At 68.3% G+C, this 14,598-nt stretch carries 12 protein-coding genes and 1 tRNA gene; 5 read left to right on the top strand and 8 right to left on the bottom strand.

What is annotated here, in order from left to right:
- Window positions 1–19 precede the first annotated feature (19 nt).
- Together AC5FRV_RS16725 and AC5FRV_RS16720 are read right to left on the bottom strand one after the other, a co-directional pair.
- A complete protein-coding gene (locus tag AC5FRV_RS16725; RefSeq protein WP_493562226.1) occupies window positions 20–208 on the bottom strand; it encodes a CbtB domain-containing protein in 189 nt (62 codons plus the stop codon).
- Window positions 209–297: 89 nt separating this feature from the next.
- Window positions 298–2,502, bottom strand: a complete 2,205-nt coding sequence (locus tag AC5FRV_RS16720; protein WP_493562225.1) for an ATP-binding protein — start codon at window positions 2,500–2,502, stop codon at window positions 298–300.
- A gap of 35 nt (window positions 2,503–2,537) precedes the next feature.
- Between AC5FRV_RS16720 and cobN the strand changes: the two genes are divergently transcribed.
- Together cobN and AC5FRV_RS16710 are read left to right on the top strand one after the other, a co-directional pair.
- Window positions 2,538–6,500: a cobaltochelatase subunit CobN gene (cobN, locus tag AC5FRV_RS16715; RefSeq protein ID WP_493562224.1), complete on the top strand. Its 3,963-nt coding sequence runs from the start codon at window positions 2,538–2,540 to the stop codon at window positions 6,498–6,500.
- The gene (locus AC5FRV_RS16710) at window positions 6,490–7,206 is read left to right on the top strand and encodes a precorrin-8X methylmutase (protein ID WP_493562223.1); all 717 of its coding nucleotides are present in this window, start codon (window positions 6,490–6,492) and stop codon (window positions 7,204–7,206) included. The genes cobN and AC5FRV_RS16710 overlap by 11 nt, the downstream gene beginning before the upstream one ends.
- Before the next feature lie 94 nt (window positions 7,207–7,300).
- Here the strand turns inward: AC5FRV_RS16710 and AC5FRV_RS16705 are convergent, their stop codons facing one another.
- On the bottom strand, window positions 7,301–8,086 hold the full coding sequence (locus AC5FRV_RS16705) for a CbiX/SirB N-terminal domain-containing protein (RefSeq protein WP_493562222.1): 786 nt from the start codon (window positions 8,084–8,086) through the stop codon (window positions 7,301–7,303).
- A 178-nt stretch (window positions 8,087–8,264) separates the two neighbouring features.
- Between AC5FRV_RS16705 and ddh the strand changes: the two genes are divergently transcribed.
- The gene (gene ddh / locus AC5FRV_RS16700) at window positions 8,265–9,185 is read left to right on the top strand and encodes a D-2-hydroxyacid dehydrogenase (protein ID WP_493562221.1); all 921 of its coding nucleotides are present in this window, start codon (window positions 8,265–8,267) and stop codon (window positions 9,183–9,185) included.
- Window positions 9,186–9,264: 79 nt separating this feature from the next.
- Here the strand turns inward: ddh and AC5FRV_RS16695 are convergent, their stop codons facing one another.
- Together AC5FRV_RS16695 and glmU are read right to left on the bottom strand one after the other, a co-directional pair.
- The gene (locus tag AC5FRV_RS16695) at window positions 9,265–9,456 is read right to left on the bottom strand and encodes a DUF7576 family protein (RefSeq protein WP_493562220.1); all 192 of its coding nucleotides are present in this window, start codon (window positions 9,454–9,456) and stop codon (window positions 9,265–9,267) included.
- A 64-nt stretch (window positions 9,457–9,520) separates the two neighbouring features.
- Window positions 9,521–10,711, bottom strand: coding sequence for a bifunctional sugar-1-phosphate nucleotidylyltransferase/acetyltransferase (gene glmU / locus AC5FRV_RS16690; protein ID WP_493562219.1), 1,191 nt, complete (start codon window positions 10,709–10,711; stop codon window positions 9,521–9,523).
- Window positions 10,712–10,891: 180 nt separating this feature from the next.
- Between glmU and AC5FRV_RS16685 the strand changes: the two genes are divergently transcribed.
- On the top strand, window positions 10,892–11,248 hold the full coding sequence (locus AC5FRV_RS16685; RefSeq protein WP_493562218.1) for a four-helix bundle copper-binding protein: 357 nt from the start codon (window positions 10,892–10,894) through the stop codon (window positions 11,246–11,248).
- 131 nt (window positions 11,249–11,379) lie between these two features.
- Window positions 11,380–11,703, top strand: a complete 324-nt coding sequence (locus AC5FRV_RS16680) for a DUF5783 family protein (RefSeq protein ID WP_493562217.1) — start codon at window positions 11,380–11,382, stop codon at window positions 11,701–11,703.
- 161 nt (window positions 11,704–11,864) lie between these two features.
- Here the strand turns inward: AC5FRV_RS16680 and AC5FRV_RS16675 are convergent.
- The 3 genes from AC5FRV_RS16675 to gatA all read right to left on the bottom strand — a co-directional run bounded on the left by AC5FRV_RS16675 (window position 11,865) and on the right by gatA (window position 14,596).
- Window positions 11,865–11,939 (bottom strand) — tRNA-Glu (locus AC5FRV_RS16675).
- Between the two features lie 133 nt (window positions 11,940–12,072).
- Complete coding sequence (locus AC5FRV_RS16670; protein ID WP_493562216.1) at window positions 12,073–13,179, bottom strand: M48 family metallopeptidase; 1,107 nt, start codon at window positions 13,177–13,179, stop codon at window positions 12,073–12,075.
- 82 nt (window positions 13,180–13,261) lie between these two features.
- Window positions 13,262–14,596 carry an Asp-tRNA(Asn)/Glu-tRNA(Gln) amidotransferase subunit GatA gene (gatA, locus tag AC5FRV_RS16665; protein ID WP_493562215.1) on the bottom strand — a complete coding sequence of 445 codons (1,335 nt, stop codon included), beginning with the start codon at window positions 14,594–14,596 and terminating at the stop codon, window positions 13,262–13,264.
- Window positions 14,597–14,598 lie beyond the last annotated feature (2 nt).

Here is a 14,598-nt window from a genome sequence, read left to right as displayed (position 1 = left end):
TGGAACCCCTCTGGCGCCATCAGTGACACGTCACGCCGGCGCCGTGCCGAATGTTGTGGAGTCCGTCGTGGACCAGCGGGTCCTGGACGAACAGGAGCGTGAACCCGAGCGCAGCGATCAGTCCGAGGCCGACGGCCATCTGCGCCGGCGTCAGCGTCGTCCTCGCGCGGTCGATCCGTCGGCGAACGGTGTCGGTGTCTCCGGGCATTTAAATCACATTTGTATTAGAACAAACTTGATTGTAAAACTTTCGCGTCCGCCTCGATCGCTCCTCGACCAGCGGGAACGGCGCACAGGTCAGTCGTCACTGCGGGCCGTGGAAGCGACGCTGTCGATACCACTCGCACGGAGTTCCGAGAGCGGGACCACCGATCCGTCCGTCGCATCCAGGATCACGTCGACCAGACCGGCGCGCCCGTCCTCGCCCGCGTCGACGACGAGTACCTCGTCGCTGACCTGGCGAAGTTCCTCGGCCGCGCTATGGGTGGCCGCCGTCGGCCGCTTCCCCACGTTCGCGCGGCCGTCGGTGACGACCACCGCGACGCCGATGTCCGGGTCCGCGCGGTCGAGAACCGCCGTGGTCGTTCGCAACCCCGCCGGCAGCGGCGTCCGGTCGGCGGTCGGGAGGTCCTTCAGGTGGCGTGCAGCGAGGGTCACGCTGTCCGTCGGCGGCAACAGCACCTCGGCGTCGTCGCCGGCAAAGGCGACGAACGCCACCTCGTCGCGGTGCTGGTAGGTGTCTTCGAGCAGTTCGAGGACGACGCCTTTGGCGGTCCGCATCGCGGACCGCATCGACGCGCTCGCGTCGACCGCGAACACCACCAGCGCCGAGGCATCGCTCGCCCGAACGGACGACCGCAGGTCGCGCCGGGTGACGGCATCGCTCCCGCGCCTGGCAGCGGCCCGGACCGACGCCGCGGCGTCGACGTCGTCGCCATCCTCGGCCGACGTCGTCCGGATGCGCGCGCCGCTCGCACCCGTGCCGGCCACGCCGCTCGCACGCGACCCGTGCTCCGTCACCGCGCCGGCGTCGACGTCGACGGAGAGATCGGGACTCGACGCCTCGCCGACGCCGGCCCGGTTCTGCCCGGGAACGAGCGGTGTTCCCTCCACCGGATCGTCGTCCGGCGAGGCGCCGTCGCCGTCGGCGCTGTCGTCCCGCTCGCCATCACTGGTGGTCGATGGTAAACCCGTATCGTCTGGCCCGCTGTCGGGCGCTCCGGGCGGCGCCGGAGCGTCCCGTCCGGCCCCGTCGTCGCCGTCTCCGTCTGAGTCCTCACCCCGGGACGTTCCGTCGCGGTTCTCACCGGAGTCCTGTTCCTCGGGTCCCGCCTCGCCAGCTCCCGACTCCGAGTCACTGCTGCGGGTGTCGTCTTCGGAGTCAGTCCCACGCTCGCCACTGGGTTCGTTTCGGGCCTCGGAATCCGACTCGTCACGGCCGTCTCCCCCGTCGCCGCGCTCCGATTCGCCATCGGCACTCTCGTCGTCTTCGAAGTGATCGTCGAGGACGTCGTCGAGGTCGGCGTCCTCCTCGAACGGACGTGACTGGAACCGATGGGGAAGCGCGAACTCCGCGGCGCGTTCGACGTCGGACTCTAGCACGTGGGGGCGTCCGTCGAGCGCCGCGAGCGTCCGCGCCGTCCGGGCGATGGCGATGTCTCCCCGGTGGCCGTCGACGCTCGCGTCCCGGCATATCCGGGCGGCCTTCTCCGCGAACTCTCGGGGGAGCGCCACTCTCTCGTCGGCCAACCGTTCCCGCGCGTCCAGCAGCCGGCGTCGCGGGGCGTCCGATTCGGCACCGTCGTCCTTCGCCGTCCCGTCAATGGCCTGCTCGATAATTGCGACCCGATCCTCCACGTCGTCACACGAGGTGACGGTCGCCTGGATGGCGAACCGGTCCCGTAGCTGGGGACGCAGGTCGCCCTCCTCGGGGTTCATGGTGCCCACCAGGGTGAAGTCGGCGGGGTGGCTGACGCTCATCCCGTCGCGTTCGACGCGGTTGACACCGCTTGCGGCCGCGTCCAGTAGCACGTCGACGAGGTGGTCGTCGAGGAGGTTCACCTCGTCGACGTAGAGGATGCCGCGATTGGCCCGGGCGAGCAGTCCCGGGTCGAACTCGGCCGCGCCGTCCATCGCGTCGGCGACGGAGAGCGTCCCGACTACTCGCTCCCGCGTCGCGCCGAGGGGGAGCGTCTCGAGCGGCACCTGGCGCTCCTCAACGGGTAGGTCGGACCGCCCGCGACAGTCCTCGCACTGGTCGTCCGGGTCGTTCGGCGGACAGCCGTACGGGCAGTCGGCGACGGCGGGCTGGTCGGGAAGCAGATCGGCGACCGCGCGGACGGCGGTGGACTTCGCGGTGCCCTTCTCTCCCTGGACGAGGAGCCCGTCCAGCGCGTCGTTGGCCGCCACCGCGAGCAGAGCCTCCTTGAATTCCTCCTGCCCGACGATGTCGCCGAACGAGGGCGCCCCCGAACCTTTTTGCCCCGCGCGTAATTCAACCATACTTGTATTAGTGAAAACAGAGGTTTAACAAGCTTATGTCATCCATCGGACTATACACCGCGACGGAGAACGAACTGGGCGCCGTCCAGCGCGCCGCGGGCGAGGTCGAGGCCGACCTGGTCGTCCGCTCGGAGAGCGACCTCGACGACGAACCCGCCGTCGAGTCGTTCGTCGACGAACTCGAGGACGCGACGGCAGCTATCTTCTGGCTCCACGGCGCCGAGGACAGCATGCCGGGGTACGAACGGGCCGTCGAGCGCCTCCGCGAGGCGGGCGTCCCGCTCGTCGTCAAAGCCACCGGTGACGCCTTCGCCGTCGAGGACACCTCGGTCCCGAGCGAGGAACGCGAGACGGTCTGCGAGTATCTCGACCGCGGCGGGACGAGCAACGTCGCGAACTGCGTCCGCTACCTGGTCGCCCGCTACGGCGACGCCGACCCCGACTTCGACGACCCCGTGACACTTCCGACCGAGGGCGTCTATCACCCCGACTATCCCGGCGTCGGCTACGAGGAACTCCTGGCGACGTTCGATCCAGACGCCCCCACGGTCGCGGTCTGGTTCTACGAGTCGCACTGGACCCACGAGAACACCCGCTACGTCGACGCCCAGGTCCGCGCCATCGAGGCCCAGGGTGCCAACGCGCTCCCGGTTTTCTGCGAACCCGCGACCGACGCCGAGGGCCAGTGGAACGCCGAACGCGTGACCAGGGAGTGGCTCATCGACGACGACGGGAACCCGGTCGTCGACGCCGTCTGTTCCTCATTTATGTTCTCGCTGTCGATGGACGAACGCGGCCGGAGCGCCGACGACGAAGGGGACGCCGCGGAGGACGTCTTCCTCGACGAACTGGGCGTGCCCGTCATACAGACGGTGACGACGATGCGGTCGCGCTCCCGGTACGAGGGAAGCGACACCGGCGTCATGGGCTTCGAACTCGCCCTCTCCGTCGCACTCCCGGAGTTCGACGGCAACGTCATCACGCATCCCATCTCGGGGAAGGAACGGACCGACGACGCGGCCGGCATCGGGAGCGCCCCGAAACAGCACTTCCCCATCGAGGACCGCGTCGACCACGCGGCCCGCCTCGCGGTCAACTGGGCGCGTCTGCGCCACCTGGAGAACGACGAGAAGCAGGTGGCCGTGGTCCTCCACAACTACCCGCCGAGCGACGACGGCATCGGTACTGCGTTCGGCCTCGACTCGCCAGCGAGCACCGTCAATCTCCTCGACGAACTCGCCGCTCGGGGGTACGACCTCGGAGCGGGCGCCGGAGATCACGCACCGATTCCCGACGACGGCCAGTCCCTCGTCGAGACGCTGACGTCGCAACTCACGCTGGACGACCGCTGGGTCGCCCCGGAGGACGTCAGGGACCTGTCGGTGGATACCGTCTCACCCGACGAGTACCAGTCCTGGTTCGCCGACCACGACGAACGGTTCCAGGACAACGTCGTCGAGGAGTGGGGCAAAGCCCCCGACCGCCCGTTCGCCATCCCCGGCGTCGAGCTTGGCAACGTCCTGGTGACGGTCCAGCCGCCCCGCGGCTTCGGCATGGATCCGTCGAAGGTGTACCACGACTCCGACCTGCAGCCGCCTCACGACTACGTCGCGTTCTACGCCTGGCTCCGCAACCAGTTCGAGACCGACGCCGTCGTCCACCTGGGAACCCACGGCAGCCTGGAGTGGCTCCCCGGCAAGACCGTCGGTCTGGACGGCGAGAGCGCACCGGACCAGTTGATCGACGATATCCCGAACGTCTACCCCTACATCGTCAACAACCCCGGCGAGGGCACGCAGGCCAAGCGCCGCTCCTCCGCCGCCGTCGTCGACTACCTCACGCCCGTGATGCGCAACGCGGGCACGTACGACGACCTGGCCGACCTGGAAGAACTCGCCGACCGCTACCGGGAGGCCGGCATGGAGGACGCCCGCGCCGACGACGGCGAGCACCTCGAACAGTTGATCCGCGAGACCATCGACGACCTGGACCTGGCGGTGGAACTGGGAATCGCGGGCGACATCGACGAGCAGGCAGACGTCCGCGGCCCGGACGAAGCGGGCTCCACGCTGGCGGAAGGCGACGTCACCGGCGATGACGTCTCTATCGACGATCTGGTCGAGCGCGTCCACGAGTACCTCACCGACGTCAAGACCACCCAGATCCGGCTGGGGTTGCACACGATGAGCGAACCCCCGGCCGACGAGCGACTCGTGGAGTACCTCGTCGCGCTCACGCGCCTGGAGAACCCCGGCGCGCCGAGCCTCCGGGAAAGCGTCGCCGGCGTCCTCGGCGTCGACTACCAGGCGATGCTCGACGAGCCGGGAACCTACGACGAGGACCTGGGGATGACCTACGCCCAGGCCGCCGACGAAGTGTTCGAGACCAGCCTCGATCTGGTCTCGACGCTGGCCGAGCACGACTTCGACGTGCCCGAGTCGAACGTCGCCGCTGACCCAGCGGACGAGGTGAACATGAATCTCCTCGTCGTCGACGTCGATCCGATCGGCGACGCGCGTGCCCGGTCCGGCGCACACGACGACCTGCGAGAGGTCCTGGCCTACATCTGCGAGGAAGCCGCACCGAGAGTCCGGGGTTCCGAGGACGAAGTGCCACGGACGGCCGACGCCCTGAACGGCGAGTACGTCCCGCCGGGCGGCAGCGGCGCGCCGACCCGCGGCGGCGTCGACCTGCTGCCGACGGCCCGGAACTTCTACACCCTGGACCCGCGGAAGGTCCCGGCAAAGTCCGCCTGGGAGGTCGGTAGCGAAGTGGCCGATGGGGTGGCAGAGCGGCACCACGACGAAAACGACGGCGAGTATCCCGAGGAAATCGGCGTCGTCGCGTGGGGGACACCCACCGTCCGCACGCGCGGGGAGACCATCGCCCAGGTGCTCGCGCTGATGGGCGTCGAACCGGTGTGGACCGACGCCGGCCGGGTCGACGACGTCGAACCGATTTCCCTGGACGAACTCGACAGGCCCAGAATCGACGTGACGACGCGCGTCTCCGGGCTGTTCCGCGACGCGTTCCCCGCCGCGGCGAGCGTCGTCCACGACGCCGTCGACGCCGTCGTCGACCTCGACGAACCCCACGAACTGAACTACGTCAAGAAGCACGTCGAGGCAGAGACGGAGCGGCTCCTCGCCGAGAGCGACGACCCCGACTTCGTCGAGAGCGACGCCCGGGCCGCCGCGAAGCACCGCGTCTTCACGACCCGACCCGGCGGCTACGGCGCGGGCACGAACAAGGCGGTCGACGAGGGCAACTGGGACGACCGCTCGGATCTGGCGTCGGTGTACGTCCAGTGGGGCGGCTACGCGATGGGCTCCAGAGGGAACGTCAGCGAGGCCCACGACGCCTTCGAGCGCCGTCTCTCGTCGGTCGACGCCACCGTCAAGATAGAGGACACGGCCGAACAGGACGAGTTCGATTCCTCGGACTGGTACGCCTTCCACGGCGGGTTCATCACCGCCGTCACGGAGATGGCGGGGGAGGAACCGGCCTCCTACGTGGGCGACTCCAGCGATCCCGACAACGTCGACGTCTACACCAACGAGGAGAAGGTCAGGAAGGCGATGCGCGCCCGCGTACTCAACCCCGACTGGCTCGACTCCATGGAGGAGCACGGCTACAAGGGCGCCGGCGACCTCTCGACGACGGTCGACGTCGTCCTCGGCTGGGACGCGACGGCAGGCGTCATCAGCGACCGGCTCTGGAAGGACGTGGCCGAGAGCTACGCGCTCGACGAAGGCCGTCAGGAGTGGCTCCGTGACGTCAATCCGTGGGCGCTGGACTCCATCACCGAGACGCTGCTGGAAGCCATCGACCGCGACCTCTGGGACGCCGATGCCGAGATGCGAGACAGGCTTCGGGACGTCAATTTGCAGGTGGACGGTGACCTGGAAGCACGCGCATCGCGAGCGCCTCCAGACGAGCGAGCGGGGAGTGAAGCGACCCGCGAGCCGGAAGGGGAGGTGCCGAGCGATGACGACTAACCCGGAAAGTGACGCCAACGACACCGACGAAGCCTTCGAAGAGTACGCCGACCTCGGGGCGACCACCTCGGACGCGATGGACATCGCCGAGACGAGCATGGACCGAGTCCGGGAGCTCGTCCCCGACGAGACGCTGGCCGACCGGATCCGCCAGAAGTCCGTTCACGCGACCGGCGACCCCGAGTTCCAGCACCTCGTCCGGTTCTCGGGCGAGGACGAGGACGAACCCGTCAGGTCGGGAGCGCAAGCAGTGCTCGACGAGCGCCCGATCGTCACGGACATCACGATGGTGAAGTCGGGGATAACCGACCGCGGCCACGACTGCCCCGTCAGGAAGGCCATCGGCAACGGTGCGGAACTGGCCGCCGAGACCGGGATGACCCGGACCGCGGCCTCCGTCCTCGAACTCGACAGCGAGGGCGTCTACGACCGTGCGATAGCGGTCGTCGGAAACGCGCCGACCGCTGCGCTCGCGCTCGCGGACTGCATCGAACAGGGTACGCGGCCAGCCGTCGTCGTTGCGACGCCCGTGGGGTTCGTCAAGGCCGCGGAGAGCCGGGCACGGCTGCGCGACGTGGCCGACGAGTACGGCGTTCCGGCGATCACGAACGTCGGTCGACGCGGCGGGAGCGGGCTCGCCGCCGGGCTGACCAACGAACTGGTCCACGTGGCCAGCGACGTCCGGGAGGGCGACGTCGAGTTATAGGCCGCGCCGGTCGAGCTCCGCAGTTTTCTCACTGGAACCGCGACGCTGACTGCGAGTACCGACAGTTTCGTTCGAGAGAAAACGCGCCGTCGGGCTACAGCAGTTCGCCTTCGCCGTCGGTGGCGACGGCGCGCGCCTGCGACGTCAGCGTCGCCTCGAAGGAGCGCGGACTCCCGTTGTTCGCGCCCGTCAGCACTCGCTGCCTGGCGACTTCCGCCACGATGGCGTCCGTCACCAGCGAGTGGTCGCCGAGGGGGTCCGCGTACTCGATACCGCCGCGCTCGAGTTCGAGTTTCGCTGGAATCTCCTCCTCCGTCGCCGCGCTGGGCTCGACGAACAGCGGTGCGGCGACGGCGCGGTCCGTCGAGACGCTGTACCGGGCGCACTCGACGGTCGGGTTCTGCATCAGGTAACACGGCACCACCTCACCGAAGTCGGACTGGTGGCGGATCCGAGCGGCGTGGTACTCGACGGCCTGGCGGTTGTACGGCGTCCCGCCGGAGCCGAACCCGACGAGGACGATCGTCGCGTTCGCGCCGGCCGCGACGTGATTTGTCGCGCGTTCTAGAATCGCCCCCGTGACGGCCGGACTGTGTCCGACCGGCTCGCAGTAGGTGACCGAACCCGCCACGGCCGACAGTGCTGACGGGATGGCCTCGGTCGTCTCGCGGGAGTGGGCCAGACACATCGGGACCGCGAACACGCGGTCCGCGTCGAGACCGACGAGCTGGTCGCGGAGCTCCCGGACCGGTTCGTGTTCGTACCGCACGACTTCGACGGCGTCGGCCACGTCGCGACGTCGCAGCCGCTCGCGGTGCGTTTCGACGGCGGACCGACCCTCGCTCTCGCGACAGACGAGAAGGAGCGTGTCTCGTGGCATGGGTGGATTCGAGGGTTAACAATAGAGCTTTAGTTAACCCAAATTGGCTTGGTAAGTTCGTTGGCGGGCACTCACATATACGTTGGGGTCCCGGTTGGCTCCAGAGACGGGAGTCCCGGAGTCACCCACTCGCGGCCGAGGACGACAGTTTAGGGCCTCGCGTGCGTACCGGTCGCGCATGGACGTCGGTATCCACCAGTCGGTCCGGCAGATCTTTCCACCGGGCCACCTCCGCGAGCTGATCGCCGACGTCGGTTCGGTCGCCGTCGTCCCGGACGACCGGCCGGTCGGGGACTGCGACGCGCTGATCACCTTCGCGTACGACTCCGCGTTCCTCGACGCCGACCTCGACTGGATCCACTCCGTCCAGGCGGGCGTCGACCGGTTCCCCTTCGAGGACCTGTCGGACCGTGGGATCCGGTTGACGAACAGCACTGGCATCCACGGCGACGCCGTCGGCGAGACGGTCGTCGGCTACGTGACGAGTCTCGCCCGCCGCCTCCACGTCTACCGGTCGAATCAGGAGCGACGGGAGTGGCAGACCCCGGTGTGGGACGAGGCGTTCACCCTCGCTGGCGAGTCCGTGACCGTCGTCGGCCTCGGGACGCTCGGTCAGGGGGTCGCCAGCAGGGCAGACTGCCTGGGGATGCACGTCACGGGCGTCCGGCGCACACCGACGCCCGTCGACCACGTCGAACGCGTCTACACGCCGGCAGCCCTGACGGACGCCGTCGCGGACGCGCGATTCGTCGTCCTCACCGTCCCCCTGACCGACGCGACGCGGAAACTGGTCGGCGAGTCCGAACTCGACGCGATGCGGTCCGACGCCTACCTGATCAACGTCGCCCGCGGCGCCGTCGTCGACCAGGCGGCGCTCCTCGACGCGCTCGAATCGGGCGGGATCGCCGGCGCGGCCCTGGACGTCTTCGAAGATGAACCGCTCCCGGCCGACTCATCCCTCTGGGATATGGACGACGTGATCGTTACACCGCACGTCGCAGCCGCGACGCGGGACTACGCGGACCGCATCGCAGACCTGGTCCGGGAGAACTGTCGCCGCCTGGCGAACGACGAACCGCTGGCGAACGCAATCGTGTGACGTCTCGAATCGATAAATCGGCCAGTCTGTGGCGTATTTTGCGGTTCGATCCGTCGGGTCGGCGCCTTCCTGATCCGGACTAACTGGCTTCGGGGTTCCAGTTCTCGCGACAGTCGTCGTCGCAGAAGTGGGCCGTCTCCACCGTTCCGTCTTCGACGCTGGTGGTCACCCGGTGGGTCGATACCATCGCGACCGTCGCCCCGCAGGCAGCACACGCCGGCGCGTCGGCATCGTCGACGTCCTCGTTGAGGTCCGAAGTCGGATCTACCATTACGTCTTCACACGGCGGGGATAGGTCTCAAGTCACCGGTTGGTGCGAAAATGGCCAGCGGCCGTCAGCGGTCGCGAGTCACCGATTCGCCGGGTCTGGACACTGCGCCGGTCGACAGCGTCACGCCGGGGTTGATGCTGGTGTTGATGCCGGTCTTGACGCCGTCGCCCGCGACGACGCCGAACTTTCGGCGACCGGTCGAGACGCGTTCACCCTTGACCGTGTGGGAGACGGTGGCGTCGTCGTGGCGCAGGTTCGCCACCTGCGTCCCGGCGCCGAAGTTGACGCCGATTCCGAGGACGCTGTCGCCGACGTAGGAGACGTGCGGGACGGCCGACCCCGCGCGGACGACCGAGTTCTTTATCTCGACGCCGTGGCCGACGTGGGTGTCCTCGCCGAGCAGCGTCGCGCCCCGGACGTAGGCGTTCGGTCCGATTTCGGCGCCCGCGCGGACGAGCACCGGACCCTCGATAACGACGCCGTGTTCGACGGTCGCCCCCTCTTCGACGACGACGTCGCCGCGCAGTTCCGCGTCGCCGAGAACTTCGCCGTCGATCCGGCGGTCGAGCTCCTTGATCTTCCACTCGTTGGCCTCCAGCAGTTCCCAGGGGCGGCCACAGCCGAGCCAGCGGTCGACTTCGACCGTCCCGACCGAGCGCTCGTCGATGACGCGGGCCAGCACGTCCGTTATCTCGTACTCGCCGCGCTCGCTCATCTCGACGTCGAGCCAGTCTCTGGCTTCGGCGGGGAAGACGTAGGCGCCGACGTTCACGAGGTCGCTCGGCGGGTCGGCGGGCTTCTCGACGATGCCGGTGACGACGTCGTCGTCGAGTTCGAACACGCCGTAGCTCGTCGGGTCGTCGACCCGGTAGGTCCCCACCACCGGACCTTGCTCACCCGCCTCGACGAGTTCCACCACGCTCGCGTCGTCGTAGAGGTCGTCGCCGTTGAGGACGACGAACGCGCCGTCGAGGTGCTCGCGCGCCGACCGGACGGCGTGGGCGGTCCCCAGTTGCTCCTCCTGGACGGCGTAGTCGACGGGGACGCCCCGGTACTCGTCGCCGAAGTAGTTCCGAACTTCCTCGGCCTCGTAGCCGACGACGAGGACCAGGTCCGTGACGCCGGCGTCGACGGCAGCGTCGACCGTGTGCGCCACCAGCGGCCGGTCGGCGACGGGCAACATCGGCTTCGGCGTCGACTCCGTCAGCGGCCGCATCCTGGTTCCCTCACCCGCGGCGAGGATGACTGCTTGCATGCCCGACAGGTCGCAGGGACCCGGTAAATGCCTACCGCCATTCGCACGGCGACGCGTCACAACCCCGTCGCGAATCGGTGTTCAGTGATGGCGCGATCGCTGCACCAGTCCCAGCGTTGACACGACCATGATCATGCAGGCCGTCCGATGAAGTTCGTCACACCCCAACCGGGACCTGCTATGTCCCTGGCAGAGACCGTCTCCAAAATCGACCGACTGAACGACGACCAGCGCGAGTGTATCGAGAACTGCAACGAGGCCACAGAGGTGTGCGAGTGGTGCGCCGACGAATGTCTCGGCGACGCCGACATGGAGGAGTGCGCCCGCCTCTGCCGCGACGTCGCCGACATCGCGTCGCTGCACGCCCGGTTCATGGCTCGCGGGTCGGACTACAGCAGCGACCTCGCCGAGACCTGCGCCGATGCCTGTGAGGCCTGCGCCGAAGAGTGCAGCCAGCACGACGCGAATCACTGCCAGGTCTGTGCCGACATCCTCCAGGACTGCGCCGAGAGTTGCCGGAGGATGGCCGGCGCGTAACGGCCGTCACCGAACTCCCCGCCTTTTTCGCCCGCCGTCGCTCGCCAGGCGTCGAGGGGCTTTCCTGACCTAGCGTGACTACGGAGTCCCGAACGCCGGTTGTTTACAGGCCACCGGCCCTACCGGGACCCATGACGACCTTCGACCCCGAGAAGTTCGAGGACAAGTACGTCCACTACATGGACGAACTCCAGACCGCCTACCACGACGCCTACCAGCACTTCCACGGGCGGTACGACTCGTCGCTCCTGAAGGCCATCGACCGCCAGGTGCTCGACGGGAGCGAACCGTTCTACGAAGGGGACGGCGAGTTCCGCGTCGAACTCCCCGAGAATCCCCGTGAGCGAGTCGGCGACCTCTCCGTCAGCGACGACCGATTCGACGACGTCCTCCAGGAGTTCACCGCACAGATCGAGGTTGAATTACGACGCGTCTTCGGGTTCGAGGAGGAGTGACGGCGCGCTAACTCGGAGACGTTTGCTCGGTCGGGGATTTGAACCGAGGCGAGACGGTCCGGGCGTGCGGCCTTGCTGCGCTCGGCCGGTCCGGGCTGCGACTCGCGTGTTCAAATCCCACTCCCTGCGCTGTTTCTTCGTCACTACGTTCCTCAGAAACATGCTCGGTCGGGGATTTGAACCCCGGTCATCGGCTCGAAAGGCCGAAATGATTGGCCGGACTACACCAACCGAGCGCTGCAATAGAATGGTTCGGCTGGGGGTATAAAAAATCGTCTTTCTTCGTCGGGTATGCAAGGGCGTGACTCGGACCCCCGTCAGTGTTCGCAGCCAGAGCACACGGACTATCTCCGAGCCCGGCCAGAATCGCTACCGGTCCCGGAGCGCGGCGATCCGTTCGTCGGGCTCGGGATGGGAACTCGGGAGGGTCCGTTCGCAGAACTGGTCCCAGCGGGCGGTGATGCGCTCGAACCGGTCCGCGTCGCCGTCGTCGGGGCTCGTGGATTCACCGACGGCGTAGGGCAGGATGCACAGTTCCCTGACGCCGGGTGTCGCCGCTCGCAGGTCGACCTCCGGCCGACGGTCTCCGGTCAGCGTCTCGAGGGCGCTCGCCAGCGCCGCGGGCGACCCGCAGATTGCGACCCCGCCGGCGTCGGCCCCGTACTCCCTGACGCGGGAGAGGAGGCGATAACAGGCTGAGCTGGCGAAGTAGATGACGCCCGCCACCGGTACGAGGACGACCACGAACAGCAGGTTCCGTAACGTGTTGTAGCCGTGCAGGACGTCTCGCCATCGCCACTCGGCGTCCTCGCCCCGGAGTCTGGCACTCAACCACCCGTCGCCGAGTTCGTTCCCGAACGACCGGACGACCCGGCGCGTCGCCGTCGGGAGGAACGCCGCGGCCGTCATCACGAACGCGTCGCCGTTGTCGAGGTGAGCGAGTTCGTGGGCCAGTATGGCGTCGAGTTCGTCGCCGTCGAGGACGTCGCCGTCGAGCGCGTCGAGGAGACCCGTCGTCACGAACAGCGTCCGCTCGCCCGGGCGACTGACGACGAAGCTGTTCGGCGTCTCGTCGGGGACGACCGAGACGCTCGGGGGCGACATGCGCGCCGTATGGGCTAACTTCGTGACGCGTCCTTCGAGAGCGGCGACCCGCGCTTCGTCCACGGATGCGTCGTCGGCCGAGGGGTCGACCGTCTCGACGTGCCGCAGGGTCTTCCGGTAGCCGAACACGGACTGAGCGATCAGAACGGCGGGCGTCCCGAGGAGGACGAACAGGTCCAGCGGGACGACGTCCATCGCGAGTATCGCCGCGGCCAACTCGGGATTGAACTGCGTCGCCATCACGATAGCCACGAAGAGGTGTCCGAGCACGTACGCGGCGACGACTGCGACGACGTCGAAGACGACGAGGACGGCGAGGAGGGCGACGAGGCGGAGGTGACGTCGGAGGGAGGAGCGATGAGCCAGGGCCATCGTTCGACGCCACTCCCCGGTGAACGAAAAAACTGTCGAACGAAACGAACGTCACGGCGAATCGTCTGCAACCCGCGACGGACTACGCGAGCGCGCTGCCGGCGCGGATAATCGTCTTCTCGCCGAAGGCGGGACCGACGAACTGCATCCCGACCGGGAGGCCGTCGCTGGTCTCTTCGATGGGGACCGAGATGGCAGGCAGGTCGGCGAGGTTCACCGGTGTCGTGTTCGCGTCGGCGAGGTACAGCGCCATCGGGTCCTCGAGGTTCTCGCCCTGCTCCATCGGCGGGACGGGCATCGTCGGCGCGGCCAGCACGTCGGCGTCAGAGAGCGACTCGTCGAAGTCCTGCTTGACCCAGGCCCGGGCGTCCTGGGCCTGCTTGTAGTACTTGTCGTGGTAGCCGGCGGAGAGGGCGTACGTCCCGAGGACGACGCGGCGCTTGACCTCCTCACCGAAGCCTTCCTCGCGCGTCTCGGCGAAGGCCTCGTTCCAGTTGCCGTCGGAGTCACTGGAGTAGCCGTACCGAACGCCGTCGAAGCGGGCGAGGTTCGAGGACGCCTCGGACATCGCGATGACGTAGTAGGCCTCGACGGCGTGTTCGACGGAGGGGAGGTCGACGTCGTGGTAGGACGCGCCCTGCGATTCGAGATCGTCGATGGCCGACCAGAACGAGTCGGTGACCTCCTCGTCGGCGGGTTCGACGAGTTCGGTCGGGACGCCGATGGAGAGGCCGTCGACGTCGCCGTCCGCGGCGGCGGCGAAGTCGTAGTCGGCGCCGTGTTCGGTCGCGTCCTCCGTCGTCGCGTCGTTCGGGTCGGGACCGGCGACCACTTCGAGGAGTTCCGCGGCCTCCTCGACGCTGGGCGCGATGGGACCGATCTGTTCGAGGCTGTTGGCGTAGGCGACCAGGCCGTAGCGCGATACCAGGCCGTACGTCGGCTTGATGCCGACGACGCCGCAGAACGCGGCCGGGTTCCGGACCGACCCGCCGGTGTCGGTGCCCAGCGCGAGATCGGCGTCACCGGCGGCGACGACTGCGGCCGACCCGCCCGAGGACCCCCCGGGAACGTGTCCTGGCGCCGCGGGGTTGTCGGTCGGGCCGAACGCCGAGGTCTCGGTCGTGCTGCCCATCCCGAACTCGTCCATGTTGGTCTTCCCTGTGATGGTCGCGCCGGCGTCTTTCAGCCGCTCGACGACGGTGGCGTCGTACGGGGGGACGTAGTCCGCGAGCATCGCGGAGCCACAGGTCGTCCGGACGCCTTCTGTCGAGATATTGTCCTTGACGGCGACCGTCTTGCCGGCGAGCGGCCCGTCTTCGGCGCCGGCTATCTCCGTCGCGGTGACGTAGCCGTTGTAGTCGGTGGCGTCGGCCGTTTCGTCGCCCACGTCGACGACGTCGGCGGGGTCTGTCGCCATGG

It is taken from the genome of Halomicrobium sp. HArcel3 (assembly GCF_058933135.1).
The sequence above is the reverse complement of the archived record's forward strand: the minus strand, read 5'-3'. Positions and strand labels throughout refer to the sequence as shown.